Origin of the sequence: Streptomyces sp. NPDC003456 (assembly GCF_042878735.1) — a bacterium.
Taxonomy (GTDB): Bacteria; Actinomycetota; Actinomycetes; order Streptomycetales; family Streptomycetaceae; genus Streptomyces.
In genome coordinates, this window is record NZ_JBIAOK010000001.1 from 1,145,172 (window position 1) to 1,171,576 (window position 26,405).

At 74.3% G+C, this 26,405-nt stretch carries 25 protein-coding genes, 1 tRNA gene and 1 pseudogene; 17 read left to right on the top strand and 10 right to left on the bottom strand.

Annotation, left to right across the window (positions count from 1 at the left end; all coding sequences use genetic code 11):
• Positions 1–12 precede the first annotated feature (12 nt).
• From ACFYWG_RS04700 to galE, 4 genes are all read left to right on the top strand, one after another.
• Complete coding sequence (locus tag ACFYWG_RS04700; protein ID WP_389199268.1) at positions 13–891, top strand: deoxyribose-phosphate aldolase; 879 nt, start codon at positions 13–15, stop codon at positions 889–891.
• Positions 892–1,006: 115 nt separating this feature from the next.
• On the top strand, positions 1,007–1,900 hold the full coding sequence (gene iolB, locus ACFYWG_RS04705; RefSeq protein ID WP_383506247.1) for a 5-deoxy-glucuronate isomerase: 894 nt from the start codon (positions 1,007–1,009) through the stop codon (positions 1,898–1,900).
• Positions 1,897–3,768: a 3D-(3,5/4)-trihydroxycyclohexane-1,2-dione acylhydrolase (decyclizing) gene (gene iolD / locus ACFYWG_RS04710; RefSeq protein ID WP_389199271.1), complete on the top strand. Its 1,872-nt coding sequence runs from the start codon at positions 1,897–1,899 to the stop codon at positions 3,766–3,768. The genes iolB and iolD overlap by 4 nt, the downstream gene beginning before the upstream one ends.
• Before the next feature lie 125 nt (positions 3,769–3,893).
• Positions 3,894–4,994, top strand: coding sequence for a UDP-glucose 4-epimerase GalE (gene galE, locus ACFYWG_RS04715; RefSeq protein WP_383506253.1), 1,101 nt, complete (start codon positions 3,894–3,896; stop codon positions 4,992–4,994).
• A gap of 55 nt (positions 4,995–5,049) precedes the next feature.
• Here galE and ACFYWG_RS04720 read toward each other — a convergent pair whose 3' ends face one another.
• The gene (locus ACFYWG_RS04720; protein WP_389199272.1) at positions 5,050–6,864 is read right to left on the bottom strand and encodes a glycoside hydrolase family 15 protein; all 1,815 of its coding nucleotides are present in this window, start codon (positions 6,862–6,864) and stop codon (positions 5,050–5,052) included.
• Positions 6,865–7,063: 199 nt separating this feature from the next.
• Here ACFYWG_RS04720 and ACFYWG_RS04725 point away from each other — a divergent pair, with 199 nt between their 5' ends.
• From ACFYWG_RS04725 to ACFYWG_RS04745, 5 genes are read left to right on the top strand one after another with little or no spacing between them, the layout of a single operon-like run.
• Positions 7,064–7,885: a glycosyltransferase family 2 protein gene (locus ACFYWG_RS04725; RefSeq protein WP_376324655.1), complete on the top strand. Its 822-nt coding sequence runs from the start codon at positions 7,064–7,066 to the stop codon at positions 7,883–7,885.
• Positions 7,882–9,138 carry a glycosyltransferase family 2 protein gene (locus ACFYWG_RS04730; protein ID WP_389199275.1) on the top strand — a complete coding sequence of 419 codons (1,257 nt, stop codon included), beginning with the start codon at positions 7,882–7,884 and terminating at the stop codon, positions 9,136–9,138. The genes ACFYWG_RS04725 and ACFYWG_RS04730 overlap by 4 nt, the downstream gene beginning before the upstream one ends.
• A 9-nt stretch (positions 9,139–9,147) precedes the next feature.
• Positions 9,148–10,497 (top strand): lipopolysaccharide biosynthesis protein, encoded by a 1,350-nt coding sequence (locus ACFYWG_RS04735; protein ID WP_389199277.1) that lies wholly within the window; start codon positions 9,148–9,150, stop codon positions 10,495–10,497.
• A gap of 16 nt (positions 10,498–10,513) precedes the next feature.
• Positions 10,514–11,485 carry a glycosyltransferase family 2 protein gene (locus ACFYWG_RS04740; protein ID WP_383506265.1) on the top strand — a complete coding sequence of 324 codons (972 nt, stop codon included), beginning with the start codon at positions 10,514–10,516 and terminating at the stop codon, positions 11,483–11,485.
• A complete protein-coding gene (locus ACFYWG_RS04745; protein ID WP_389199279.1) occupies positions 11,482–12,306 on the top strand; it encodes a polysaccharide deacetylase family protein in 825 nt (274 codons plus the stop codon). The genes ACFYWG_RS04740 and ACFYWG_RS04745 overlap by 4 nt, the downstream gene beginning before the upstream one ends.
• Positions 12,307–12,313: 7 nt before the next feature.
• Here ACFYWG_RS04745 and ACFYWG_RS04750 read toward each other — a convergent pair whose 3' ends face one another.
• The 3 genes from ACFYWG_RS04750 to ACFYWG_RS04760 are packed head-to-tail and all read right to left on the bottom strand — an operon-like array spanning position 12,314 to position 15,435.
• Positions 12,314–13,138 carry a family 16 glycosylhydrolase gene (locus ACFYWG_RS04750; protein ID WP_389199281.1) on the bottom strand — a complete coding sequence of 275 codons (825 nt, stop codon included), beginning with the start codon at positions 13,136–13,138 and terminating at the stop codon, positions 12,314–12,316.
• A 6-nt stretch (positions 13,139–13,144) separates the two neighbouring features.
• Positions 13,145–13,612, bottom strand: a complete 468-nt coding sequence (locus tag ACFYWG_RS04755; RefSeq protein ID WP_383506273.1) for a hypothetical protein — start codon at positions 13,610–13,612, stop codon at positions 13,145–13,147.
• Complete coding sequence (locus ACFYWG_RS04760) at positions 13,609–15,435, bottom strand: glycosyltransferase (protein WP_383506276.1); 1,827 nt, start codon at positions 15,433–15,435, stop codon at positions 13,609–13,611. Before ACFYWG_RS04760 ends, ACFYWG_RS04755 begins: the two co-directional genes overlap by 4 nt.
• Positions 15,436–15,615: 180 nt before the next feature.
• On the opposite strand from ACFYWG_RS04760, the gene ACFYWG_RS04765 reads away from it, so the two are divergent.
• A complete protein-coding gene (locus ACFYWG_RS04765) occupies positions 15,616–16,500 on the top strand; it encodes an alkaline phosphatase family protein (RefSeq protein ID WP_383506279.1) in 885 nt (294 codons plus the stop codon).
• A 9-nt stretch (positions 16,501–16,509) separates the two neighbouring features.
• On the opposite strand, the gene ACFYWG_RS04770 is transcribed toward ACFYWG_RS04765, so the two are convergent.
• Together ACFYWG_RS04770 and ACFYWG_RS04775 are read right to left on the bottom strand one after the other, a co-directional pair.
• Entirely contained in the window at positions 16,510–17,595 is a 1,086-nt protein-coding gene (locus ACFYWG_RS04770; RefSeq protein WP_389199284.1) for a GNAT family N-acetyltransferase, read from the bottom strand.
• Entirely contained in the window at positions 17,592–18,671 is a 1,080-nt protein-coding gene (locus tag ACFYWG_RS04775) for a phosphotransferase family protein (RefSeq protein ID WP_385416796.1), read from the bottom strand. Before ACFYWG_RS04775 ends, ACFYWG_RS04770 begins: the two co-directional genes overlap by 4 nt.
• 165 nt (positions 18,672–18,836) lie before the next feature.
• Between ACFYWG_RS04775 and ACFYWG_RS04780 the strand changes: the two genes are divergently transcribed.
• The gene (locus ACFYWG_RS04780; protein ID WP_389199286.1) at positions 18,837–19,565 is read left to right on the top strand and encodes a TetR/AcrR family transcriptional regulator; all 729 of its coding nucleotides are present in this window, start codon (positions 18,837–18,839) and stop codon (positions 19,563–19,565) included.
• On the opposite strand, the gene ACFYWG_RS04785 is transcribed toward ACFYWG_RS04780, so the two are convergent.
• Positions 19,531–20,355 carry a DUF427 domain-containing protein gene (locus ACFYWG_RS04785; RefSeq protein WP_389199288.1) on the bottom strand — a complete coding sequence of 275 codons (825 nt, stop codon included), beginning with the start codon at positions 20,353–20,355 and terminating at the stop codon, positions 19,531–19,533. The genes ACFYWG_RS04780 and ACFYWG_RS04785 overlap by 35 nt on opposite strands.
• Before the next feature lie 273 nt (positions 20,356–20,628).
• Positions 20,629–20,702 (bottom strand) — tRNA-Pro (locus ACFYWG_RS04790).
• Between the two features lie 98 nt (positions 20,703–20,800).
• On the opposite strand from ACFYWG_RS04790, the gene ACFYWG_RS04795 reads away from it, so the two are divergent.
• Entirely contained in the window at positions 20,801–21,322 is a 522-nt protein-coding gene (locus ACFYWG_RS04795) for a DUF309 domain-containing protein (protein WP_389199290.1), read from the top strand.
• Positions 21,323–21,392: 70 nt separating this feature from the next.
• On the opposite strand, the gene ACFYWG_RS04800 is transcribed toward ACFYWG_RS04795, so the two are convergent.
• Both ACFYWG_RS04800 and ACFYWG_RS04805 read right to left on the bottom strand, forming a co-directional pair.
• A complete protein-coding gene (locus ACFYWG_RS04800; RefSeq protein WP_389199292.1) occupies positions 21,393–22,166 on the bottom strand; it encodes a sulfite exporter TauE/SafE family protein in 774 nt (257 codons plus the stop codon).
• 87 nt (positions 22,167–22,253) lie between these two features.
• The gene (locus ACFYWG_RS04805; protein WP_383511242.1) at positions 22,254–23,441 is read right to left on the bottom strand and encodes a thiolase family protein; all 1,188 of its coding nucleotides are present in this window, start codon (positions 23,439–23,441) and stop codon (positions 22,254–22,256) included.
• 185 nt (positions 23,442–23,626) lie between these two features.
• Here ACFYWG_RS04805 and ACFYWG_RS04810 point away from each other — a divergent pair, with 185 nt between their 5' ends.
• The 5 genes and pseudogenes from ACFYWG_RS04810 (at position 23,627) to ACFYWG_RS04830 (ending at position 26,310) form a co-directional block, all read left to right on the top strand.
• Entirely contained in the window at positions 23,627–23,884 is a 258-nt protein-coding gene (locus ACFYWG_RS04810) for a WhiB family transcriptional regulator (protein WP_383511244.1), read from the top strand.
• Positions 23,881–24,363: a Dps family protein gene (locus tag ACFYWG_RS04815; protein ID WP_376324615.1), complete on the top strand. Its 483-nt coding sequence runs from the start codon at positions 23,881–23,883 to the stop codon at positions 24,361–24,363. The genes ACFYWG_RS04810 and ACFYWG_RS04815 overlap by 4 nt, the downstream gene beginning before the upstream one ends.
• Positions 24,364–24,413: 50 nt before the next feature.
• Positions 24,414–24,758, top strand: coding sequence for a DUF3140 domain-containing protein (locus ACFYWG_RS04820; RefSeq protein WP_376324612.1), 345 nt, complete (start codon positions 24,414–24,416; stop codon positions 24,756–24,758).
• A gap of 67 nt (positions 24,759–24,825) precedes the next feature.
• Positions 24,826–25,287 (top strand): annotated as a pseudogene (locus ACFYWG_RS04825) (endonuclease); the annotation flags it as partial.
• A gap of 201 nt (positions 25,288–25,488) precedes the next feature.
• Positions 25,489–26,310, top strand: coding sequence for a hypothetical protein (locus ACFYWG_RS04830; protein ID WP_389199469.1), 822 nt, complete (start codon positions 25,489–25,491; stop codon positions 26,308–26,310).
• Positions 26,311–26,405 lie beyond the last annotated feature (95 nt).

Here is a 26,405-nt window from a genome sequence, read left to right on the forward strand (position 1 = left end):
ACGGAGCCTTCCTTGAACATCGGCATTCCCGAGCTGACCACGATCCGGGCCCGCCACCCCGAGGCGGTCGCCGAGGCGGCGGCCCGCCGCACGCGGCGTCCGCTGCTCGGCGACAGCGGCCGGCTGATGATCGTGGCCGCCGACCACCCGGCACGCGGCGCGCTCGCGGTGGGCGACCGCCGCCTGGCCATGGCCCACCGCGCGGACCTGCTGGAGCGGCTGTGCACCGCGCTGTCGCGGCCCGGCGTCGACGGCGTGCTCGCCACCGCCGACATCCTGGAGGACCTGCTCCTGCTCGGTGTGCTGGAGGACAAGGTCGTCATGGGCTCGATGAACCGCGGCGGCCTGGCCGGGGCCTCGTTCGAGATGGACGACCGCTTCACCGGCCACCGCGCCGAGGACATCGACCGCCTGCGTTTCGACGCGGGCAAGCTGCTGCTGCGCATCGACTACGACGACCCCGGCTCGCTGACCACCCTGGAGTCCTCCGCCCGGGCGGTCGACGCGATGGCCGCCCGGCGGCTGCCGCTGTTCGTCGAGCCGTTCATCTCCCGCAGGGTCGACGGCAGGGTCCGCAACGACCTGTCCGCCGAGGCGGTCACCCGGTCGATCGCCATCGCCTCGGGCCTGGGCGGCACCTCCGCCTACACCTGGCTGAAACTGCCCGTCACCGACGACCCGGACGACATGGGCGAGGTGCTGGAGGCCTCCACCCTGCCGGTCGTGCTGCTGGGCGGCGAGGTCGGCGGCGACCAGGAGGCCGCCTACGAGCGCTGGCGCAAGGCCCTGCGGCTGCCGACCGTCCAGGGGATGGTCGTCGGGCGGTCGCTGCTCTACCCGGCCGGGGGCAGTGTGGAAGAGGCGGTGGACACCGCCGTCGGCCTGCTGTGAAGCGGCGGGCCGCGCAGCCGTCCTCGACAGCCGCGGAGCAGTCCGTGCAGCAGTCCGTCCAGGAGACCGTGCAGCAGTCCGTGCGCCGCTCCCACCGTGATCCGAAAGGCACGCGATGACGTATCACCTTCCCGCGGGCAAGGCCGTGGGCGGCCCCTACACCGTCGACGTCACACCCGAGTCGGCCGGCTGGGGATTCTCCAGCCTGCGGGTCCTCCACCTGCCGCCGGGCGGCACGCACACCTTCCGCACCGGCGACAGCGAGTGGATCGTCGTCCCGCTCGCCGGGGCCTGCACCGTCGCCGCGGCGGACGACTTCGGCCAGGACACCTTCGACCTCGCCGGCCGCGCCGACGTGTTCAGCGGCGTCAGCGACTTCGCCTACGTGCCGCGCGACGCCCGGGCCACGGTGACGTCCGCCGCCGGCGGGCGCTTCGCGCTGACCGGAGCGCGCTGCACGCGCCGGCTGCCCGCCCGCTACGGGCCCGCCTCCGAGGTGCCCGTGGAGCTGCGCGGCACCGGCACCTGCTCCCGGCAGGTCAACAACTTCGGCGCCGCCGGGGTCTTCGAGTGCGACAAGCTCATCGCGGTCGAGGTGATCACCCCGGGCGGCAACTGGTCGTCGTTCCCGCCGCACAAGCACGACGAGCACCGGCCGGGCGAGGAGTCCGTGCTGGAGGAGATCTACTACTTCGAGTTCGCGGGCCACGACGGCGTCCCCGGTCTCGGCTACCAGCGCGTCTCCCCCTCCGGCCCCGGCCGCGACACCGACGTGCTGGCCGAGGTCCGCGACGGCGACGTCGTCCTCATCCCGGACGGCTGGCACGGCCCGTCGATGGCCACCCCCGGCCACCACATGTACTACCTCAACGTCATGGCGGGCCCGGAGGCCGAGCGCGCCTGGCTGATCTGCGACCACCCCGACCACGCCTGGATCCGCGACACCTGGCAAGACCAGCCGGTCGACCCCCGCCTCCCCCTCTACACCGCCCCGGAGACCTCCCGATGAGCGCCCGCACCCGCCGACTGACCACCGCCCAGGCCCTGGTGCGGTTCCTCTCCGCCCAGTACACCGAGCGCGACGGCGTGCGCCGCCGGCTGATCGCCGGGACCTGGGGCATCTTCGGCCACGGCAATGTCGCCGGGATCGGCCAGGCGCTGGTCGAGCACACCGACGTGATGCCCTTCCACCAGGGCCGCAACGAGCAGTCCATGGTCCACGCCGCGGTCGGCCACGCCCGCCAGCTCAACCGCCTGTCCGCGCAGGCGGTGACGACCTCCATCGGCCCCGGCGCCACCAACCTGGTCACCGGGGCCGCGCTCGCGACGATCAACCGGCTGCCGGTGCTGCTCCTGCCCGGGGACTACTTCGCCTCGCACGCGGCCGACCCGCTGCTGCAGCAGCTGGAGCACCCGGTGGAGGCGGACGTGTCGGTCAACGACACCCTGCGCCCGGTGTCGCGGTACTTCGACCGGATCACCCGCCCCGAGGCGCTGATCCCCTCCGCGCTGCAGGCGATGCGCGTGCTGTCCGACCCGGCCGAGACCGGCGCCGTGACCCTCGCCCTGCCGCAGGACGTGCAGGCGGAGGCGTACGACTGGCCGGAGGAGTTCTTCGCCGAGCGCGTCTGGTACGTGCGGCGGCCCGCGCCGGACCCGGTGGAGCTGGCCGCCGCCGTCGACGCGATCCGGTCGGCCGGGAGGCCGCTGGTCGTGGCCGGCGGCGGTGTCCACCACAGCGAGGCCGAGGAGGCGCTGAAGGCGTTCGCCGAGGCCACCGGCATCCCGGTGGCCTCGACGCAGGCGGGCAAGGGCTCACTGCGCCACGACCACCCCGCCGACCTCGGCGGCATCGGCCACACCGGCACCGCCGTCAGTGACGACCTCGCCCGCACCGCCGACCTCGTCATCGGCGTCGGCACCCGCTACACCGACTTCACCACCGCCTCGGGCACGCTCTTCCAGAACCCGGACGTGCGGTTCCTGAACCTCAACATCACCGGCTTCGACGCCCACAAGCTGGCGGCGCGCACGCTGGTCTGCGACGCGCGCACCGGACTGGAGGAGCTGACCGGGGCGCTGGCCGGGCACCGCGTGCCCGAGGCGTACGAGGCCCAGTACCGCGCCGGCAAGGAGCGCTGGGACGGGGTCGTCGAGGCCGCCTTCCGGGCGGCCGACGACAGCGCGGTGCCGACCCAGACGCAGGTGCTGGGCGCGCTGGACGCCGTCGTGGGCGACGACGACGTCGTCATCAACGCGGCCGGTTCGCTCCCCGGCGACCTGCACAAGCTGTGGCGCGCGCGCAGTCCCCGCCAGTACCACCTGGAGTACGGCTACTCCTGTATGGGGTACGAGATCCCGGCCGCCATCGGCGTCCAGCAGGCGGCCCCGGGCACGCCCGTGTGGGCGCTGGTCGGCGACGGCACCTACCTGATGATGCCGACGGAGATCGTCACGGCCGTCCAGGAGGGCCTGCCGCTCACCGTCGTCCTGCTGCAGAACCACGGCTACGCCTCCATCGGCGGCCTGTCGGAGGAGACCGGCGGGGAACGCTTCGGCACCGCCTACCGGTTCCGGGCGGCCGACGGCACCTTCACCGGTGCTCCGCTGCCCGTGGACCTGGCCGCCAACGCCGCCAGCCTCGGCATGGACGTGCTGCGTGCCAAGACCGTGCGCGAGCTGCGGGAAGCCCTGGCCGCGGCCCGCGCCGCGGACCGTCCGACGTGCGTGTACGTGGAGACCGACCCCACCCCGACCGCTCCCCCGGCCGAGGCGTGGTGGGACGTGCCGGTCGCCGAGACCGCCTCCCGCCCGGCCGCCGTCGAGGCCCGCGAGCGCTACGACCGCGGGGCGGCCGGACGACGCCGCCACCTCTGACCGATCGGGCAGGCCCCTCACGCCCGTTGCCGGTGAGGCCTTGACCCGCTCGCGAAACGGGTGCAAAGTCGTACATATACACCGTAAACATACGGTACCGACGCACCTGACGCGGGAGTCCTGGCATGGCCCGCAGGAACCAGTTGCCGACCGCCCGACGAGCCGGCTCCTCCTGGGCGCCCTCGACCGTCCTGGTCACCGGCGGGGCGGGATTCCTCGGCAGCCATACCTGCGTGGAGCTGCTCGACCACGGCTACGAGGTGATCGTGGTCGACGACTACTCCAACAGCACCCCGCAGGTCCTCGCCCGGGTGGAGCGGGTCGCCGACCGCTTCGTCGGCGCGGTGTACGAACTGGACATCCGTGATCGGCGCGCCCTCTCGGCCGTCTTCGACCGACACTCCGTGGACGCCGTCGTGCACTTCGCCGCGCACAAGGCGGGGGGCCTGTCGACACGGATGCCCGCCGCGTACTACGACACCAACGTCGGCGGCACGACCGCCCTGCTGCACACCATGCAGCAGCACGGGGTGCACCGGCTGGTCTTCCCCTCCTCCTGCTGGATCTACGGCGACGCCGGGAGCGGTCCGCTCGACGAGGCGACCCCGGTGCGGCCCGGGACCCCGTACGCGTCCTCCAAGTGGATGTGCGAGCAGATCCTCGCGGACGTCTGCCGGCGCCACCCCGAGTTCACCGTGCTCTGCCTGCGCTATCCCGTGCCGGCCGGGGCCCATCCCAGCGGGCTCCTCGGTGAGGACCCGCGCCGCACGCCCGAGAACCTGCTGCCGTACCTCGCCCAGGTCGCCGTCGGCCGGCGCGAGCGGCTCACCGTCTTCGGCGACGACTACCCGACCCCCGACGGCACCGGCGTACGGGACTACCTGCACGTCATGGACGCCGTCGAGGCGCACCGCGTCGCGCTGGACCACCTGGCCGACGCGCCGGGCATGCGGGTGTACAACCTGGGTGCCGGCGCGGGCCGTTCGGTGCTCGACGTGGTCGAGGCGTTCTCCCGCGCCTGCGGCCGGCCCCTGCCGTACACCGTCGCCCCGCGCCGGCCCGGGGACGTGGCCGCACTGGTGGTCGACGCGTCGGCCGTGCACCGCGCCTGGGGCTGGCGGCCCACCCGCGACCTGGCCGACGTGTGCCGGGACGCCTGGCGTTTCCAGCGGCTGAACCCGCAGGGCTACGTCGGCACGGCACGGGCCCCCGACAGCAAGCAGTAGGCCGCCACCGGGGGTTGGCGGCCAGGGGGGGCACGCGTCACCTGCCGAGGCCGGTTCACCGCGCGGGCGTCACCGGGCCGCGCTCGCTCCACGCCGAGGCCGGCGACAGGGCGAAGGCCGTCTCCACCAGGGCGATGTGGCTGAACGCCTTGGGCGCGTTGCCCAGTTGGCGGCCGCTGCCGGGGTCCCACTGCTCGGCCAGCAGGCCGACGTCGTTGCGGACGGCCAGCACGCGTTCGAAGACCTCCCGGGCCTGCCGCCGGTCCCCCGTGGCGGCGAGGGCGTCGGCGTACCAGAGGGTGCAGGAGACGAACGCGCCCTCGCCGCCCGCCTGTTGCTGCGGCGAGGAGCCGTCCGCGCCGTACCGCCGCAGGAACCCTCCGTGGTCCAGCCGGCCCAGGGCGCGCACGGTGGCGCGCACCCGTTCGTCCCGGCCGGGCAGGAATCCGACGCGGGGGACGAGCAGCACCGAGGCGTCCAGGCCGGGTGCGCCGTAGGACTGCACGAAGGACCGCCGCGCGGGGTCGTAGCCCTCGCGGCAGACCTGCCGGTGGACCTCGTCGCGCATGACGCGCCACTGCGCGCAGGGGCCGTTGCGGCCGAGGAGCGCGGCCATGCGCACGGCGCGGTCGGCCGCGACCCACGCCATGATCTTGGAGTGGACGAACTGTCGCGGCGGGCCGTCCGCCTGCCACATCCCCTGGTCCGGTTCCCTCCAGTGCCGCAGCAGGAAGCCCATGAGCGACTCCACCAGGTCCCACACGTGGGCCGGCAGGGCGATGCCCGCCCGCAGCGACAGCCACAGCGTGTCCATCACCTCGCCGTACACGTCCAGTTGGAAGCAGCCCACGGCCGAGGTGCCGAAGCGGACGGGCCGGGAGCCCTCGTACCCGGCCAGCCAGGGCGCCTCGGTCTCGGGGAGCAGCCGCTGCCCCTTGACGCCGTAGACGGACTGCAGGTCGGCGGGGTCGCCCGCGACGGCCCGCATCAGCCAGTCGAGCCAGGCCGCGGCCTCGTCGTGGTACCCGCTGCGCAGCAGGCAGGACAGGGTGCGGCTGGAGTCGCGCAGCCAGCAGAACCGGTAGTCGAAGTTGCGCGCACCGCCGATGGACCCGGGCAGCGAGGTGGTGGGTGCGGCGACGATGGCGCCGGTGGGGGCGTAGGTGAGCGCCTTGAGGGTGATGAGGGAGCGTACGACGGCTTCCCGCCAGGGCCCTCGGTAGCGGCACCGGCCGGCCCAGCCCCGCCAGAAGGCGGAGGTCTCCTTGACGGCGGTCTCCGCGGGGACGGACAGGGGCGCGGGCGGCCCGGGGCGGTGCGAGGGCGTCCAGCCCAGGGTGAGGGCCAGCCGGCGTCCGGCCGTGACGGTGAAGTCCCAGACGGTGGCGTCCGCGTCGCCCCGGTCGCGTACGGAGCCCTCGGCGCCGAGCCAGACGGCGTCCGGGCCGGCGACCGCGACGGTGCAGTGGCCCGCGTCCCGCACCCACGGCACGACGCGCCCCTGGTGGAAGCGGAGCCGCAGCTCGCTGCGCAGGTCCACGGTGCCGCTCAGGCCCTCCACGACGCGGACCAGGCAGGGCACGTCGGCGCGGGGCGGCATGAGGTCGGTGACCCGCACGGTCCCGGTCGGGGTCTGCCAGACGGAGTCCAGGACCAGGGTGTCGGGCCGGTAGGAGCGGCGCGCACAGGTGCCGCCTGAGACCGGTGCGAGCCGCCAGCGCCCGTTGCCCGCGGTGCCCAGCAGGGCGGCCAGGCAGGCCGGGGAGTCGAAGCGGGGCAGGCAGAGCCAGTCGACCGACCCGTCCCGGCCGACCATGGCGGCCGTCTCCAGATCGCTGATGAGGGCGTAATCCTCGATGCGTGCGTTCATGATCGGGACCACGCCGCCGTGCACTTCGCCGCGATCGAGCCTACTCCGCACTGCGCACCGCCGCACCGCCTCCCCCGGCCCGCCGTACGGCCCGGACCCCCCCTTGACCTGCGGGGCAAAAGGGGCAATATGTACGTATACGCCGTAAATATATGGCGTCTTCACCGTGAGGACGCTTCACCGGGGAGACACCGGCACCATGAACCACACGCATCACCTGACCCAGCACCCCTCCTGGCTGCCCCCGACCGCCGGCAACGGCACCGAGCAGCCGGACCGCACGGCCCACCCCCTGCGCCGGTCCGGGGACCGCCCCCCGCCGCGCGCCACCGTGAGCCTGGTCGTCCCCGCCCGCAACGAGGCGCGCAACATCCCCTGGGTCTTCGAGCAGATACCGGACTGCGTCGACGAGGTCATCCTGGTCGACGGCGACTCCGCCGACGCCACGGTGCACATGGCGACCCGGTGCCTGCCGACCGTCCGCCACATCGAGCAGAGCGGCCCCGGCAAGGGCAACGCCCTGCGCACCGGCTTCCTGGCCGCGACCGGCGACCACATCGTGATGATGGACGCCGACGGCAGCATGCTGCCCGGGGAGATCCCGCACTACCTGCACTTCCTCGACAACGGCTTCGACTTCGTCAAGGGGTCGCGCTTCATCGCCGGGGGCGGGTCCCTGGACATCACGCCCGTCCGGCGCCTGGGCAACCAGGTGCTGCTGGCCGCCGTCAACCACCTCTACGACGCGAAGCTGACGGACCTCTGCTACGGCTTCTGCGCCTTCCGCCGGGACTTCCTCGACGACCTCGACCTGCACTCCTCCGGCTTCGAGATCGAGACGGAGATGATCGCGCACGCCCTGCGCTCCGGCCTGCGCATCGCCGAGGTCCCGAGCCTCGAACTCCCCCGCCGCAGCGGCCGCTCCAACCTGCACGCCGTCTCGGACGGCCGGCGGGTCCTGCGCACCCTGCTGTCGGAACGCCCCGGAGCCCGTCGCACGGCGCACGGGAACCCGGCGTGACCGTCACCGGGCCCCCGCCGGCGGCCACCCGCCTCCCGGCCGGCAGCCCCGCCCAGGTCGTCGACGTCGACCTGGAGCGGCCGTACCGGTTCCGAGCGCCCGGACGGCCCGGGTACCTCCGCCCCGAGCCCCCGGTGCTCGCCCTGGTGCGGCTGCGCGGGCGCCCGCTGGGCCTGGTCCACGCCGAGGGGGAGCGCGACGGCACGGCGGAGGAGCTGTGGCGGTCCGTGGCGGACACCGCCCGGCGGCGCTTCGCGCTGCCGGAGACCGCCCCAGCCGCCCGCGGCGCACCCGCCGCCCGGCCCGTCTCCGTCGTCGTCGCGACGCACGACCGGCCCGCGATGCTCCGGGACTGCCTGGACTCCCTGCTCCGGCAGGACCATCCGCGCTTCGAGGTGATCGTCGTGGACAACGCCCCGGCGGACGACGCGGCGGAGCGGCTGGTGCGCGACCACTACGCGGGCCGGGTCCGCTACGTGCGCGAGCCGGTGCCCGGACTGGCCCACGCCCACAACCGGGGCCTGGCCGAAGCCCGCGGCGAGATCGCCGCCTTCACCGACGACGACACCCTGGCCGACCCCGGCTGGCTCACCGCGCTCGCCGGCGCCTTCGCCGACGACGAGCGGATCGCCTGCGTCACGGGACTCATCGTCCCGGCCGAACTGGACACCGCGGCCCAGGTGGCCCTGGAGCGCCACGGCGGTTTCGGCAAGGGCTGCGCACCCCGCACCTGGTCGCTGCGCCACCCGCCGGACGACCCCCTGTTCCCCTTCACGGCGGGACGTTTCGGTTCCGGCACCGACATGGCCTTCCGCGCCACCGCGCTGCGGGCCCTCGGCGGCTTCGACCCGGCGACCGGCACCGGCACCCCGGCCCACGGCGGCGACGACCTGCTCGCCTTCTTCCGGATCCTGACCGCCGGCCACACCCTGGCCTACCGGCCGGACGCGATCGTCTGGCACCGCCACCGGCGCACCCGGGACGCGCTGGAAGCCCAGGCGTTCGGCTACGGAGCCGGGCTCGGGGCCTACCTCACCGGCGCCCTGGTGCACGAACCCCGCATGATCTGGCCCCTGTTGCGCAGGCTCCCCCGAGGCGTGGGACACGCCCTGGCCCAGGCCCGCCGCAAGGCCCGGGCGGACACCGCGCGTTCGCGCAGGCTCGCCCTGCTGGAGCTGCGCGGGCTGCTGTACGGGCCGGTCGGCTACCTCCGCAGCCGCCACCGCAACCGCGCCCGCGGCCCCGCCGCCTGAGGAGGAACCGTGTACGCCCCCCAGGAGACAGCCGGCCCGCCCGGGGCCGCCGACGCGGCGGGCCGGACGCGATCGCTGACCACCGCGGTGCGGACCGGGATCGCCCGGGTGCTGCCCAGCGAGCCGCTGGTGCGCAACGGCCACCTGCTGGCGGTCGGTTCGCTGGTCAACGCCGGAGTCGGCGCGGTCTTCTGGCTGTTCGCGACGCACTGGTACGACGACGAGGTCGTGGGCGTGAGCTACTCCGCCCTGTCCGCCTCCCTGCTCCTGGCCAACATCGGCCAGCTCAACCTCAACGACTTCCTGATCCGGTTCCTGCCCTGCTCCGGCCGGCAGACCCGCAGACTGCTGCTCACCTGCTACGCGGTGACCGCCCTCTGGAGCGCCGTGGTCTGCCTCGTCTTCGTCCTCCTGGTCCCCGCCCTCGCGCCCGACCTCGCCTTCCTGCGCGACCCGCTGGTCGCCCTGTGGTTCGTGGCCGCGACGGCGGCCTACACCGTCTTCGTGCTGCAGGACGGGGCGCTGACGGCGATGCGCCGCCCCGGCTGGGTGGTCGCGGAGAACCTGGTCTTCGCCGTCACCAAGATCGCCCTGCTGGCCGGCGGGGCCGTCCTGGCCCTCACCACCGGCATCCTGCTCTCCTGGGCGGGAGGCCTGCTGGTCTCGCTGATCGTGGCCAACTACCTCCTGCTGCGCCGGGCCGTGCCCCACCACGAGCGGGAGAACCCCGAGGCCGTCCGCCCGCCGCGGCTGCTCAGCTACGCGGCCGCCGACTACACGGGCTCCCTGTTCCGGATGGCCGCCTACACCCTCGTGCCGCTGATGGTGCTCAACGCGCTCGGAGCGGAGCAGAGCGCCTACTACTCGCTCGCCTGGATCATCGGCTACGTCCTGTTCCTCGTCGTGCGCAACATGGGCAGCTCCCTGGTCGTGGAGGTGGTGCGCCGCCCGGAGCGGCTCGCGGAGCACGGGCTGCGCGTGCTGCGCCACTCCGGGACGCTGCTGGCCGCCGGGGTCGCCGTCATCGTCGTCGGGGCACCGTGGATCCTGCGGCTGTTCGGCCCCGGCTACGCCGAGCACGGCACCACCCTGCTGCGCCTGCTGGCCCTGTCGGCGCTGCCGAACCTGGTGTTCAGCGTGGCCGTCGACGTCCTGCGCGCCCGGCGCCGGATGCGGCTGGTGGTGGGACTGCAGATCGCCCTGTGCGTGCTGGTGCTGGGGCTGGTGCACGCGCTGCTGCCGGTGTTCGGCGTGACGGGGGCGGGCCTCGCCTGGCTGGCGGCCGAATGCCTGATCGCGGCACCGCTGCTGATCTTCCGGTCCCGCTGGCTGGTCGCCGCGTCCGGGAGCACGCCGTGATTTCCGGGAGGACCTCATGACCACCGCACCGACCCTCTCGGTCGTCGTGTGCGCGTACACGCTCGACCGCTGGGAGGACATCCAGTCCGCCATCGCCTCCGTCCAGGCCCAGCGCCGCCCCCCGGACGACGTCGTCCTGGTCGTCGACCACTGCCCGGAGCTCCAGCGGCTGGCCGGGCGCATGCTGCACGGCGTGCGCGTGCTGCCCAACGCGCAGCGCAAGGGCCTGTCCGGGGCCCGCAACACGGGTGTCGCGGCGGCCGTCGGGGACGTGGTGGCGTTCCTCGACGACGACGCGACGGCCCATCCCTCCTGGGCGGAGCGCCTGCTGGCCGGCTACCGCGACCCGCGGGTCGCCGGAGTGGGCGGACTCGTGGTGCCGTGGTGGGAGACGGACCGTCCGCCCTGGTTCCCCCCGGAGTTCGACTGGGTGGTGGGCTGCTCGTACCGCGGGCTGCCCGAGCGGAGGGCACCGGTCCGCAACTTCATCGGGGCCAACATGTCCTTCCGCAGGGCCGAGCTCCTCGCGGCCGGCGGCTTCCGCACGGACCTGGGGCGGGTGGGGACCCGGCCCCTGGGCTGCGAGGAGACGGAACTGTGCCTGCGCGTCACCGCCCGCCGCCCGGAGGCCGTGCTGCTGCACGACCCGGCGGCAGCCGTCCGCCACCGCGTCCCCGCGGCCCGTGCCACCTGGTCCTACTTCCGGTCGCGCTGCTACGCCGAGGGCCTGTCCAAGGCGCTGGTGGCCCGGTACGGCAACGGCTCCGCCGCCCTGTCCAGCGAACGCGCCTACCTGGCACGGACCCTGCCGCGCGCCGTCCGCGAGGCGCTGCGGCCGGGCCGGCCCGCGGGGGCGCGCAGGCTCCTCGCACTGGCCCTCGGGACCGGCGCCACCGCCCTGGGGTACGCCGTCGGGTCCGTGCGCGCCCGCTTCGCGGCCGGCCCCGGCCCGGCCCGCCCCGTGACCGTGAGGCGGCGGCCCGCATGAGGTACCGGCCCGTCCCCGTCCTGCTGTACCACTCGGTGTGCGACGAACCGCCCGCCTGGATCGCCCCGTTCACCGTGCCGCCCCGCGTCTTCACCGAGCACCTCGACCTGCTGGCGGACCACGGCGTGGAGGTCGTCCCGCTGCGGCGGCTGCTCGACGCGGTGCGCGGCGGCCCGCCCCTGCCGCCCCGCTCGGCCGTGCTGACCTTCGACGACGGGTTCGCCGACTTCCACTCCACGGTGGCTCCCCTGCTCGCGGCCCGCGGCCTGCCGGCGACGCTGTACGTCACCACCGGGGCCCTCGGGGATCCGTCCCGGCCGGGACGGGACGGGAGTCTTCTGCCGCCGGCCCCGATGCTGACCTGGCCGCAACTGCGCGAGCTGGACGAGGTCTTCGAGATCGGCGGCCACACCGTGAGCCATCCCCAGCTGGACGCCCTCCCCCGGAGCGCGGCCCGAGGGGAGATCGCCGGGTGCAAGGCCCGGCTGGAGGACGCTCTGGGGCACCGTGTGGACGCCTTCGCCTACCCCCACGGCTACTCCAGCCGCCCGGTCCGCCGGTCGGTGCGCGAGGCGGGCTGGGTCTCGGCGGCGGCCGTCCGCCACGGTTTCAGCTCCGCCGCGGACGAGCCGCTGCGCGTGGCCCGGCTCATGGTGCGCGCCGACACCCCCCGGGACCGGTACCTGGACTGGGTCGACGGCAGGGGCGCCCCGGTCGCGCCGTTCCCCGAACGGACCCGGACCCGGGTGTGGCGCAGCTACCGGAGGCTGCGGGCGGGCCTCCACCACCCCCACCTCTCCCTGCCGACGACCACCGGCTGACGGGCCGTCACCGCTGCCAGACCCGCACCCAGTCCACGGTCATCCGGGCGGAGTCCACCGACCGGGGAGGCGAATCGGGCACGCCGACTGCGAGGTTGATGAGGACCTCCATGGGCACGTGCGGGATCCGCTCGGGTTCGGTCACCCGGAACCTGCGGACGCCGTCGACGTACCAGCTCACCTCGTCCGGGGTCCACAGCAGGGCGAACACGTGGTGCTTGGCGGGGAAGTCCACGGGCCCGTAACCCGCCCGCGCCCGCTGGTCGCCGTCCGGGCTGCGCCAGTGCGCGTACATCATCACCCGGTCGGTGCGCTCCAGGAACTCCATGATGTCCAGTTCGGGCGGTGTGAACTTCGACGCCGGCATCATCCAGAACGCGGGGAACATGCCGGCCTCGGCGGGGATGCGGACGGAGGCCTCGAAGTAGCCGTAGGTGAAGACGTGCCGGGGTTCGGCGTACCAGTCGTCGCGGCCGGTGGAGACCATGCCCGAACGCCAGGGGAAGGTCTTGTCGTCGCTGCCGCGCGTGGAGCGCCGCTCGGCGTTCAGGCTGAGGTGCCCGTCGCCGACCGAGACCTGGCCGGGCAGGTACCACTGCTCCTCGTCGTTGCCGCTGTTGGTGCACCCGTCCTGGTTCCAGTCGTAGCAGGTGGCCCAGCGGTCGGTGTCGAGTTCCGTGCCGTCGAACTCGTCACGGAAGGTCAGTTTCCAGTCCCGCGGGACCGGCTCGGGCCTGGGGGGCTGCTCCCGGTCGGCGGCGCCGCAGCCCACGGTCAGCACGAGGGCCGCCGCCGCGGCGGCCAGGGCGGTTCGCAGCCGTCGCACCGGCATGGCGGGCTACCGCCGTTCCCCGGTCCGGACGGCGTCGCTCGCGCGGCCGCCCGCCGTCCCGTCGCCCGGCCCGCCGTGCCGCACGCCGGGACGGCGCGTGCCGGGGACGGGGAGCAGGGCCAGGACGGTGGTGAGGGCCGCCAGGGTGCCGAGCACCCGGGTCGTGCTGTAGGCCTCGCCGAGGTAGAACGGCACCACCACGAAGACGTCCAGGCACAGGCTGAGCGCCACCGGCAGGAACGCGCTCTCGAGGGCGAACGGCCGGCTCCCCGCGCGCCAGGGCGAGGGCCCGCACCAGCGCGCGGCGGCGATGCCCGGGCACAGGAACAGGAAGACGCACACGACGATCAGGCGCAGGACGCCCGCGTCCGGCAGGAGGCTGACCGCCGCCAGGGCGATCCAGCCGGACAGTGCGAGCCCGATGCGCAACGGCGCCTTCCAGCGCGGGGGGAGGCCGGCGGGTAGCGTGGTCATGACGACTCCGCGCGGTCGGGGTTCTGGTAGCGGTACACCACGGCGTCCTCGTTGCGGAACACCGGCACGAAGCCCCAGGTGCTGGACATCGCGGTGTCCATCCGCTGCATGGTGTCGGCGGGCAGGGTGCCGTTCAGGTAGCACTCGGCGGCCTGGGCGCGGCTGAGCACGATGTAGGCGGGCTCCCGCTCGGTGGCGCCGTCGATGAACGGCTCCAGCCCTTCGATCGGATCCCTGACCAGCCGCTCGCGCACCGCGAGCTCCTGTTCGTTGAGCTGCACGCGGGGGTGCTTGTCGTAGTTCATCTCCAGGCCGGGCACGTCGGAGGTGAGGGAGACGATGAGCGAGCCGGGCGGTGTGGTGGCCGTGACGAAGTGGGTGGCCGCCACCTCGTCCTTGGTGAAGTAGTTGGCGGACTCCTTGCCGTAGTAGCCGAAGAGCAGCCCGCCGAGCATCGCCAGCAGCACCGGGGCGACGGCGAAGACGCGCAGGCGCGGACGGCTGCGGGATTCGAAGAGCAGCGCCGAGATGAGCAGGACGGCGGCCGGCAGCGCGAACAGGTACGCGCGGAAGATCATCTCGCCGCCGTAGGCGTTGGCCACGAGGACCGGCAGGGGGGCCACCACCAGCAGCGGCATGCCGGTGCGGCGGGTCCAGCGCCGCCGGACGAAGGCGACGGCCGCCAGGAGGAACACGGCGGCGGACAGGCCCCGGTCGATCCAGGAGACCTGCACCTGCCCGGGCGCGGCGGTGCCGAGGGCGGCGAGTCCGGACACCACGTTGGAGTCCGGTTCGAGCAGGGCCCCGACGAACTCGCTGAGGTTGGCCGAGACGAAGGGCCGGGCGACGGTGGCGTCCCAGGCCACGGTGAGCAGCACCCCGGCGCCCAGGACCGGCAGCAGCACGCGTCTGTTGCGCCGGGGCAGCGACAGCGCCACCAGCGCGCTGATCATCATGAGCGGGGTCAGCGGGTGGGAGCAGACGATCACCGCCATGATCAGCACGACGGCCAGGAACCTGCCGGGGGGCCACGCCCTGCCCCCGCTGCCCGGGGGTCGCTGCGCCGACGCCCGCAGCTGGCTCGTCAGCAGGGCCACGAGCGTGACGAAGAGGAGGAAGGCGAAGGCCTGGGGGGCGAAGTAGTCCTGCCCGACCCAGGAGCAGGAGTAGTAGATCCAGACGGCTCCCCAGATCAGCCTCCGGTCGGTGGTGACGGAGCGGTAGATCAGCAGCAGGGGCGCGATCAGCAGGGCGTTGGTCACCGGCGGCGCCCAGACGGCGTAGCCGAGGGACGACTCCAGGCCGGTGGCCTGCACCACCAGCGCGTTGAGGTGGAAGAAGCCGGGCCACTGGTCGTACACGTCGAGCTTCTCGGCGCCCGGCACGCTGCCGCCGTTGCGGATCATGGCGTCGACGACCGCGACGTGCTTCCAGGCCCAGCCGTAGCGCAGGGTCGGGTACAGCAGGGCCGGGGTCGCGTGCAGGACCGCGATGAGTCCGAGGACGTAGGCGACGAACCAGCCGCCGTGGGTGCGCCGGTCGGACAGGGCCGCGCAGAAGCCGAGGACGAGCAGTCCGAGGGCGATCCAGAAGAGGACGGGCAGCACCTGGAGCAGGCCCAGGTCGGTCATGGCGCCGAGGTTCACGTGGCGCAGGGAGAGGAGCCACAGGACGAGGGCGACGGGCAGGGCGGCCCGTGCCGCCCACTGCCATGCCGCCGCTTCCCGCGCGGGCGGACCGGCCGCCCTCTCGTCGGGCCGCCGCGTCTCCGGGGTGGCACGCGGCGCCCACTGACCCGCCGTCAGCGGCGAACGCTTGCCCATGGAGATGCCTCCCGCACAGCGGGTACGACGACCGGGCCGGGGAAGTGCCCGCGCGGCGCTTCCTTCAACGGCACACACCAGCGATCCATGCCGACCCATATGCGGCATAAGTGCTAAAAATTACGTTACTGCCCTTCAGTGCGAGTGGCAGCGCGAGCGGGCGAGCGTCGGAGGAGCGCCGTGACACCAGCAGTGAGGTTGCCGTCCCGGCCGGTGCGCCGCCTGCGCAAGGCCTTGGTCGCCGTCGCGGCCGCGGCGCTCCTGGCGCCGGTGGCGGGGTGCGGATCCTCGGGCGGGGACGGCGGTGTCCCGCGCCCGGACCACGTCGTGGTGGTGGTCGAGGAGAACCGCGGCTACGAGGACGTGATCGGCTCCCCCGAAGCCCCGTTCATCAACGAACTGGCCCGCAAGGGCGCCAATCTCACCCAGTTCTTCGCCATCACCCACCCCAGTCAGCCCAACTACCTGGCCCTGTTCTCCGGCTCCACCCAGGGCGTGGACGACGACTGCCCGAACGAGTTCTCGTCCCGCAACCTCGCCTCCCGGCTGATCCAGGACGGCCTGACCTTCACCGGCTACGCCGAGAGCCTGCCGAGGACCGGGTTCGAGGGGTGCACCAGCGGCCCCTACGTGCGCCGGCACGCGCCGTGGGTCAACTTCACCAACCTGCCCGACTCCGTCAACCGCCCGTGGACGGACTTCCCCGAGGACTTCTCGAAGCTGCCGGACGTCTCGTTCGTCGTGCCGAACCTGGACAACGACATGCACGACGGCGGGGTCGAACGGGCCGACGCCTGGCTGCGCGAGAACCTCGGGGACTACGCGGAGTGGGCCATGACCAACAACAGCCTGCTCGTGGTGACCTGGGACGAGGACGAGGGGGGCGAGGACGAGGACAACCGCATCCCGACCGTCGTCGTCGGTGAACGGGTCGAGCCCGGCGACCACGACCAGCCCAACAACCTGTACGGGCTGCTGCGCACCCTCCTGGACGCCTACGGCCTCGACCCGCTCGGCCACAGCGCGGAGGCCGAGCCGCTGGACATCTGGAAGGGCGACGGCTGAGCGGGGTCCTCAGGCGTCCTGGAAGCGGATCGCCCGCTTGACGGCGGTGCGCAGCGACCGCTCGGCCGCGGAGACCGGCAGCGTTTCGCGCCAGTAGCGCGGGGAGGGCCGGCTCACCGCCCCGAACCCGGCCTTGAAGTGCTCCAGCGACGACCCCGGGGCGGACTCCCCCAGGTCGAAGGTCCGGCATCCCTGCTCGCAGGCGTCCTCGATGGCCAGGCGGTACAGCAGCGGGGTGGCCCGCACCGGGTGCGCCACCTCCCGGTCCATGGCCGCCCGCCAGAACTTGGCGTGCGGGCCGTGGCGCAGCACCACGAGGGCGGCGGCGGGCTCCCCGCGGTTCCAGGCCGCCCACAGGGAGCACGAGGCGCCGAAGCGTGCGGCCACGGCGGCCAGCCGCTCCGGCGGGAACTCCAGCCGTCTGCGCCACCGGGCCAGCGTCCGGGGCTCGTGCTGCTGCACGGCCCAGCGATCGATCGACCGGTCGTACAGCTCCTGGAAGACGGGGACGAGCCGGCCGGACCGGTCCACCTCCACGTCCACGTGCGCCTTCTCGGCGCGCTTGACGTCCCGCCGGACCCGCTGGTGGAAGCGGTCCCGCCACACCGTGCCGAACCCGCCGTCGAGGTCGATCGCCTGGGTGGTGTGGGGTTCGAGCCGGAAGGCACCGCCGGCGGCCCCTGCCCACAGCTCGGCGCCCTGCGGACGCAGCCGCACCGCGACCCTCAGGGCGGGCCGGCGGGCCAGGTCCTGGAAGACCACCCGCGCCTGGTCCGGGCCCACGCCCGCCGAGGCCAGCGGCCCGCCGATCCCCCAGCCGGCCGGCCAGGACTCCTCCGCGTCCAGGCGGCGGGGCCGCCTCCCCCGGCTGACGAGCGGCAGGACGACCAGGCCCCCGCCGGGGAACGCGTAGAGGCGGCTGGCGTCCCGGTGGGGCCCGGTCGCGCACAGGCAGTCGAGCCAGGCCGGCGTCTGGGTGACGGAGAGATCCGCGTCGCGCTCGGCGAGGTCCCACCAGATCTCCCGGGGCGCCGGGGTCGTCACCTGCGCGCGGCCGGCCGAGACGGCGGCCGGCAGCTCGGCGGCCACGTTCACGGTGTCCTCCCCCTCGGTCGTGGACGCGCCCCCGACACGCCCGGGACGCCGCCGGGTGCGGGCACCTCGGCGAGGACTGCCACCACGTTGTCGGCGACCCAGCGGTGGCTGCGCGCGTACCGCTGAGACTTCTCCAGGTTGCCGGCAACGTGCCACAGCCAGGTCAGCAGCGCGGCGGCCGTCTCCGCCCCGGGCCCGGGCTGCACGGCCCGCACTCCGGCGAGCAGCCGCCGGTCGGCGGGCCTGAGCCGGGCCCGCCGCAGGACGTCGGCGACGACGGCGCCGAACTCCCGGCCGGTGAGCTGGTGCCGCAGGGTCAGCACGAAGGTGTGGCAGTCGAGCAGGGCCGGGCCGTCCGGCACGGCCCCTGCCCAGTCGATGACTCCGGAGGGCGTTCCGCGGTCCGCCGTGAGCAGCAGGTTGCCGGGGTGGAAGTCGCCGTGCGTCCATCCCACCAGCAGGCGGCGGCCGGTGAGTTCGCTCTCCAGGAGGCCGCGCACGGCCGCCAGGGCCCGCGCGCCCTCGCCCGTGCGGCACCAGCGGACCTCCCGGGCCAGGACGTCGAGCCGGGGCTCGACCCAGCCGGCGGTCCGGTGCGTGACGTCCTCCGTCCGGCCGGTGGCCCGGTGCAGGGCGCTGATCGCGGCGAGGGCGGACTCGGCGACCCGGCACGCCTGCCGCGGCGCGTGCCTCAGATACGCGTCGGCCCCGACCCCGGGCAGGCAGGACTCCACCACCAGCGGCAGCGGACCGTCCGGACGGTCCTCCTCCACGACGGGCAGCAACTGCCGCCACGGCCCCAGGCGGTCGTCCTGCCCCAGCCGGCGCACGGCATCGCACTCGTGGGCCAGCGAGGCGGCGGCGCGCCGGCTGCGGGGGTGCTTGACCACGGCCGTGCGCTCCGCGCCGTCGAGCCGGAAGACGAGCAGGTCGGAGAACGTCCGCCGGGGAAGGCGCGGGTCACCGTCGCCGAGCGACTCCGCCAGCCTGCGGGCCGTCAGTGCGTCGGCGGGGCGCGTCAGCACGGGGGCCGGACGCAAGGGCAGCAGCCCTCTCAGCTCCTCGGTCAGCGTCACCCGGCACTCCCTTCCGCCAGATGCCCGCGCATGCCCCGTGCCGCTTCTTCCCATCATCGGCGCCGCCGGGTCGAGGTGCGACTCGGCCCGGATCGTGTATGTGTACGTCGTAGGAGTCGTCCTGCGTCCGCCCGGGACGTCCCTTCCGCTCACCCAGGAGGCAGCATGGCGAACGGCCGCGGACCACGGGAGGCCCGGCGCGCCGGCGACCGCGGCCGCTACGGCCGGCTGAGCCGGGAGCGCGTCCTGGCCAGCGCCCTGGAGCTGGTCGACCGGGAGGGCCTGTCCGCGCTGAGCATGCGCCGCCTCGGCACCGAGCTGGGCGTGGAGGCCATGGCCCTGTACCGGTACGCGCCCAGCAAGGACTCCCTGCTCGACGGTCTCGTCGAGGCCCTCTACCTGGAGCTGGAGGAGCGGCTCGCCTCGGACGGCGGTACGGGCGGGGACTGGCGGGCCGGTCTGCACCGGATCGCCCGCTCGACCTACGACGTGTGCCTCACCCACCCCCACGCGGTGCCCCTGCTCTCCACGCGTCTGCTGGCCGTGCCGCTGGCGCGGCGCCCCGCCGCGGTGCTGCGGGACCACGAGCGGGTGCTGGCCCTGCTGCGCGGCGCCGGGTTCGAGGAGGAGGCCGCGGCGGGCCTGTTCCGCGCCTTCACCGCCTGGCTGCTGGGCTATGTCTCCGTCGAGCTGCGCCCCGTGGTGGACAACCCGGACGAGACCGAGCCGGCCTTCCGGCTCGGGGTGCACCGGCTGTCGCCGAAGGAGCTGCCGACCCTGCGGGAGAGCGCGGCGGCGCTCGCCGAGCCGGGCGGCCCCGAGGGGCTCGCGGCCGGCCTCGACGCCCTGCTCGACGGCTTCAAGGGCGGCCCCCCGTCCGGAGCATCCGGCTGAACGGCGTCGTGGGCCGCTCCAGGCGCTCGCCGTCCAGCACGATGTCCACGGCCTCGTCGAAGAAGGCCAGGCGCCCGCGGACCGCCGCCACCGCGGGCAGGGGCTCGGGGTAGCTCCACAGCACGTTCGGCGGTACGTCGCCCCCGCCGCGCCAGGACCAGTAGGAGGCGGTGCCCTTGTAGGGGCAGCCGGTGCTGTGGTCGGTGGCGTCGAACAGGTCGAGCCGGACGTCCTCGGGCGGCAGGTAGTAGCGGGTGGGCAGGGACGTCTCGAAGAGCAGCACCGGGGCGCCGCTGTCGGCGACGACCTGCCCGTCCACCTCGACCCGCACGTGCCGGCTGCTCGGCAGAGCGTCGACGCGCTTGTGGGGGTCGCGCGGGTGGACGAAGATCTCCTCGTCCTCCTCGTACCAGTGGTCGAGGCCGGTGTCGGCGCGCAGGAACCACTCGAAGGCGATGTGCCCGGCCAGGTCGTCGGCGGGGAACGTCCAGGCCGCGTTCGGCCGTACCCGCCCCTCGACGTGCAGGTCGTGGAAGACCTGGGAGCCGGTGTGGCTGCCGGTGGGCGGGTGCTGCGCCGGGCGCAGGAGGTCGGTGCGGACGTCCTCGCGCGGGAAGGCGTACTGCGGCACGGGCAGGTGCGGCTCCCAGACGAGCAGCGGGTGCCGGCTGTCGACGACGGTGGTGCCGCCCGCGCGTCCGCGCACCCAGCGCTCGCTGGGCTCCCACAGCAGGCCCTCGGGCGTGATCCTGATCGAGCGGGCGCCGGGGTGGGCCGGGTGGGTGGTCATGGCCGATGCTCCTCTTGGGAGGTTCGGGCCCCCTGCTGCCCCGGTGTGCCCGGGCAGGACGCCCGTCTCCCTCCACGGTCCCACGCCCGGCCCCGGCCTTCTCGCTGCGCGGTGTCCGGCCGGGCCCGCCGCCCGGCCTGGGGTCTGCGTTCCGTAGCCCGCTCCAAGTCGAGTACGTGCGGGCTGATTTGGCGGGCCCGGAGTGGTCCGGCCGGCCACATGGGGCACAGAAAAGGCCCTCGCGGGCATCCGCCCGCGAGGGCCTTCACACCGTCGGGACGACAGGATTTGAACCTGCGACCCCTTGACCCCCAGTCAAGTGCGCTACCAAGCTGCGCCACGTCCCGGTGCGCGCCACCCGCCGTGACCGGCGTGATCGCGCGGACAGCACTTTACCCCACACCCCTGGCCGCGCCGAAAACGGGCCGCGCGGGACAATCGGCCTATGGGCAGCACAGGAGAGACCCGGCCGGAGCCCGCGGGCAGCGCACGGGACCGCGACGGCGAGGGCCGGGCCCGCAACGCCCGGCCCCGGGACGGCCTCGGCCGGCCCCTGCCGTACGGCAGCGAGGGTGTGCCCCGGCAGCCGGAGGGGGTGGTCCGCACACCCGAGGAGACCGTCCGGGAGGCGCAGCGGCTGCTCGACGAGGGGAAGCCGTTCCACGCGCACGAGGTCTTCGAGGACGCGTGGAAGTCGGGGCCTGACGAGGAGCGGGAGCTGTGGCGGGGACTGGCCCAGCTCGCCGTGGGCCTGACGCACGCGGCGCGCGGCAACCTCACCGGCGGGGCACGGCTGCTGCGGCGCGGGGCGGGCGCGGCCGGTGCGTGGGCGTCCGCGTCGGGGCGGGCCCGGCCGCACGGCATCGACGTCGAGGGCGTCGCGGCGTGGGCCCGGAAGCTGGCCGGCGAGCTGGAGCGCGAGGGCCGTTCCGTGGACGCGGCGGTCCGCGCGCCGCGGCTGCGGTGAGCCGGCGGGGACGCCGGCCCGCGGGCCGGCGTCCCGGAGGGTGACGGGGGCGGCCGTCCGGCGTCCCGGGTCAGCGCAGCAGCAGTTGCAGGCCGCCGACGACCGTGGCCGCGATGACCAGCTGCTCGAACAGCCGCTGGTCGATCCGGTGCACCGCCCACTTCCCCAGCAGCGCGCCGGGCACCACGAACAGCACCAGTGCCAGGTCCAGGAGCAGGGAGCGGCCGTCGATCAGGCCGAGGCCGGCGCTGAAGGGCAGCTTGGAGACGTTGACGATGAGGAAGAAGAACGCCGACGTGCCGAGGAAGCCGAGTTTGCGGAAGCCGGCGGACAGCAGGTACAGCGACATCACGGGGCCGCCCGCGTTGGCGACCATGGTGGTGAAGCCGCCCATGACCCCGTAGGAGCGGGCCTTGAGACGTCCGGCCCGGGTGGTGACCGGCGCCGGGTCCGCCCCGGCGTCGGCGGTGCGCCTGCGGCGGACCGTCACGGCCGCCATCAGCAGCAGGATCGCGCCGATGGAGGTCCGTACGACCGCGTCGTCGGCCCACACCAGGAACACGGTGCCGACGACGACACCGGCCGCGACCGCGGGGAACAGCCGCCACAGCGTGGGCCAGTGCGCGTGCCGCCGGTAGGTGGCGACGGCCAGGAGGTCCCCCGCGATCAGCACCGGCAGCAGCACCCCGGTGGAGGCGCGGGCGGGCAGCACGGCGGCGAAGATCGCGAGGCTGACCGTGTTGGCCCCGCTGACGGCGGTCTTGGAGAAACCGACGAGCAGGGCCGCGAAGGCGAGGGCGGCGAACTCCCAGCCGGTGAGGTGCCAGAGCGTCATGGTGTTCATGCGGACACCGATGCTATGTGCACCGGGTCGACGGGGGTGAGGGCCGTCTCGCCCGGTGACCGCGCACCTCGGACCCGCGGGGCGCGGTCAGTGGCGTTCGACGAGGACCGCGCTGCCCTGCCCGACGCCGACGCACATCGTGGCCAGGCCCCGTTCCGCGCCGGTGCGCCGCATCCGGTGCAGCAGGGTCGTCAGGATGCGGGCGCCCGAGCAGCCCAGGGGGTGGCCGAGGGCGATGGCGCCGCCGCTGGGGTTGACCCGCTCGGGGTCGATGCCGAGCTGGTCGACGCAGGCCAGGGCCTGGGCGGCGAAGGCCTCGTTGAACTCGGCCTCCTGCAGGTCGCCGATGCTCCAGCCCGCGCGGGCGAGGACCTTGCGGGTGGCGGGGACCGGGCCGATGCCCATCACGTCGGGGTGGACTCCGGCGGAGGCGCCGGCCACGTAGCGGCCCAGGGACTCCAGGCCCAGGTCGTTCAGGGCCTCCTCGCTGACCAGGAGGAGTCCGGCGGCGCCGTCGTTCATCGGCGAGGCGTTGCCGGCGGTGACCGTGCCGCCCTCGCGGAAGACCGGCTTCAGCCGGGCCAGCTTCTCCGGGGAGGTGTCCTCGCGCACGCTCTCGTCGGCGTCGACGAGGACCCCGTCGGGCCGCTCCACGGGCAGCAGCTCGTCGTCGAAGTGGCCGTTCTTGCGGGCCAGGGCGGCCAGCCGGTGGCTGCGCAGGGCGAACTCGTCCTGGCGTTCGCGGGTGATGCCGTACCGGGTGGCGACCTCCTCGGCCGTCTCGCCCATGGCGAGCAGGCCGTGCAGGTCGCGCATCGCCGGGTTGACCAGACGCCAGCCGAGGCGGGTGTCGGCGGTCTCCATGCGGTGCGGGAGGGCCTCGTCGGGACGGGGCAGCACGAAGGGGGCGCGGCTCATCGACTCCGAGCCGCCCGCCACGACGATGTCGGCCTCACCGGCGGCGATGGTGCGGGCTGCCGTGGTCACGGCCTCCAGGCCGGAGGCGCACAGGCGGTTGACGGTGGCGCCGGGCACGGACTCGGGCAGGCCGGCGAGCAGGACGGCCATGCGCGCGACGTTGCGGTTGTCCTCGCCGGCCTGGTTGGCCGCGCCCCAGTAGACGTCGTCGATCCGGGCGGGGTCCAGGGCGGGCACGTCGGCGACCAGGGCGCGGACGACGCTCGCGGCGAGGTCGTCGGGCCGGACCGTGGACAGGGAACCGCGGAGTCTGCCGATCGGGGTGCGGCGGGCGGCCGCGAAGTGGACGGGACGCACGAGAGGACTCCTCACACCGCCGGTTAATTAGCACCGCTAGTTTCGGACTATAGACCTTGCCGGGCCTCCTGTGAAGAATTCGGGGGTGACGGGGCGCCCGCACGGCGGTATCGCAGGTCGCCTCGCCGGGATCGGGCCTTCCGTATCCGAGTTTGCACCGGTGTGCCCGGGGCACCCGCGCGTCCATGGAGTGGTTGCGGAGCGCCGCCTGCGTGGACGAGGACCCCGAGCTGTTCTTCCCCGTGGGCACGGCGGGGCCCGCCGTGCGGGACGTCACGGCCGCCAAGCGCGTCTGCGCGCGCTGCCCGGTCACCGACGCCTGCCTGACCTACGCGCTGAGCAACGGACAGGCCTCGGGCGTGTGGGGCGGCACCTGCGAGGAGGAGCGCGACGCACTGCTCAGGAAGAGGACGAACGACGCGAGAAGGAGAAGCGCCCTATGACGGCTCTCAGGAGCACCCTGCCCGACGAGGCCCGACGGGTCTCCTGCGAGGCCCTCCAGGACACCCTGGTGGATCTGCTCGGTCTGTCGCTGATCGGGAAGCAGGCGCACTGGAACATCGTCGGGCCGCGGTTCCGGTCCATCCACCTCCAGCTCGACGAACTGGTCGCCGCCGCCCGGAACTTCGCCGACACGGTGGCCGAACGGTCCGCCGCCCTCGGTGTGTCCCCGGACGGCCGCCCGGAGACGGTCGCCAAGGCCTTCACGCTGCCCGCCCCGGAGGAGGGCTGGGTGCGCGACGCGGACGCCGTGCAGGTCATGGTCGACGCGCTGCAGGACGCCGTGGCCCGGCTGCGCGAGCGCATCGACACGACCGAGAAGGCGGACCCGGTCACCCAGGACCTGCTGATCTCCATCACCGCCGAACTGGAGAAGCAGCGCTGGATGTTCGTCGCGGAGAACGTCCCGGCCGAGGGCTGAGCACCCCCGGCCGGCGTGAAGCACCGACATACGCACGGAAGGGGCAGACGATGACCGACGCCCTCGAACTCGACGCGCTGTGGGAGGACTTCCACCGCGCGGTCAACATGACCTCGCAGGAACTCGCGGCCTGGCTGCGGGTGCGGGACGCCGGCGAGGACACCGAACCGCTGCCCGAACAGGCGGGCACCGACACCGGGCAGCACGTCCTGGCGATCCTGCAGAAGCGGCGCACGGATCTGACCGAGGACGACCTGCGGGTCATGCGGAAGGTCGTCGACACGGTCGACGAGCAGACCGATCCGGAGAACGAGCCCGAGCCCGAGACGACGGACGCCGACACCCGCCGCCGCCACCGGCTGATGACGCTCGGCCACGATCCGCTGAAGCCGTGAGCCGTGGGTCGGCACCGGGGTCTGCCGTTCGGATCATGGCGCAGGGCGTCGGCAGCACCTGTGAACGGCCGCCGCCCGTGCCCTGCACGAGGCGGGGCTGCGCGACCCGCGGCGGACGGCGGCGGCCTCCTGGCAGCAGCGGGTGGACGCGCTCGGCCGGGGCGGCTACCGCCGCTACGACGAGCGCACCGCCACCCAACTCGGTGACGGTGCCCTGCTGGTGAACGAGAGGTGGGGCGGGGACCTCCGCAAGCCGCACCGGGAGGCGGACGGCGACGTCGCCGAACTGCGCCGTCTGCTCCAGGAGTTCCCGGGCATGGGGCCGGCCGGCGCGGACATCTTCCTGCGCGAGGTGCAGGGCGTCCGGCCGGACGTCGCCCCCTTCCTGGACGCCAAGGCGCTCCAGGGCGCCGAGCGGCTCGGCCTGCCGCGGGAGCCCGAGCGCCTCGTGGCCCTGGCCGGCGACACCGACCCGGCCGTCCTCGCCACCGCGCTGGTCCGCGCGGCCGTCGGCAAGGGCGTGGCGGACGTCGCCTCGGCGGCTGACCGGCCCGCCCGGCCACGAAGCCCCCCTGCGGGAACGGCAGTTCCCCCGGCCCGGCCCCGCGCGGCTGGCGCCCGGGCGGGAGTCCAACCGCCCCGCTCACCCGAACGGTCCGGCGCCGGTGGTGGGGCGCCCGTGCCGGTGGTGCGCTGGGGACACGCGCCACGTCCCCAGGAGGCACTGCCCATGACCCGTCGATCGCCCCGGCTCGTCCGCACCCTGACCACCGCGCTGGCGGCGGGCACGCTGCTGACCACCGCCGCCTGCTCCGACGGCGGGGACACGGAAGGCGGCACGCGCGTCACCGGTGTCGAGGCCTCGCAGGTCGCCGGGGAGCGGCAGACCCCCTCCCCCACCGCCACCCTCAGCACCGAGGGCGCCAGGACCGCGCTGATCACCGAGGCGGACATCGAGGACGACTGGACCCAGGTCAAGGACACCGAGGCCGAGAACTGGCACGACAACCTGCTCATCGGCAAGGTCGACGTCAACGACTTCATCAGCGGCAAGAACCAGGCCGCCGACTGCCAGCGCCTGATGGACTCCCTGTTCGACGACGACCTGCTGGGCCGGCCCTCGGGCGCCTCCGCCCTGCGTGGCTTCGTTCAGGGCGACTCCCGCCTGCTGTACCAGGTCGCCTCCTACGACCGCACCGACCCGCAGGACTCCCTGACCTGGATGTCGACCCTGCCGGAGAAGTGCGACCAGTTCACCGTGACCGACGGCGGCGACAAGCGGACCGTCCAGGTCGTCGAGACCTCGCTGCCCGGCGTCGGCGACGCCCGGCAGGGCCTGCGCGTGACCGTGCAGGGCGATGCCGGGGGCGACCCCGCCACCCTCACCCTGGACGTCGCCGCCGTACGTGTGGGCGACGACGCGATCACCGTGACCGCCGGCGGCCTCGACGGGGACGAGAACGACTCGACCAAGCAGGCCGTCGAGCAGGGCACCCAGCGCCTGCAGGACGTCTTGGCCGGCAAGTCGCCCGCCGCGAGCCCGACCGACTAGCCGGCGCACGGCCGCGGACCGGCCGGGCCCCCTCGGAGCTCTCCCCTTCGTCCGCCGTGCCCGCTCCCCGATTCGCGGGACACCGTGATCACCGG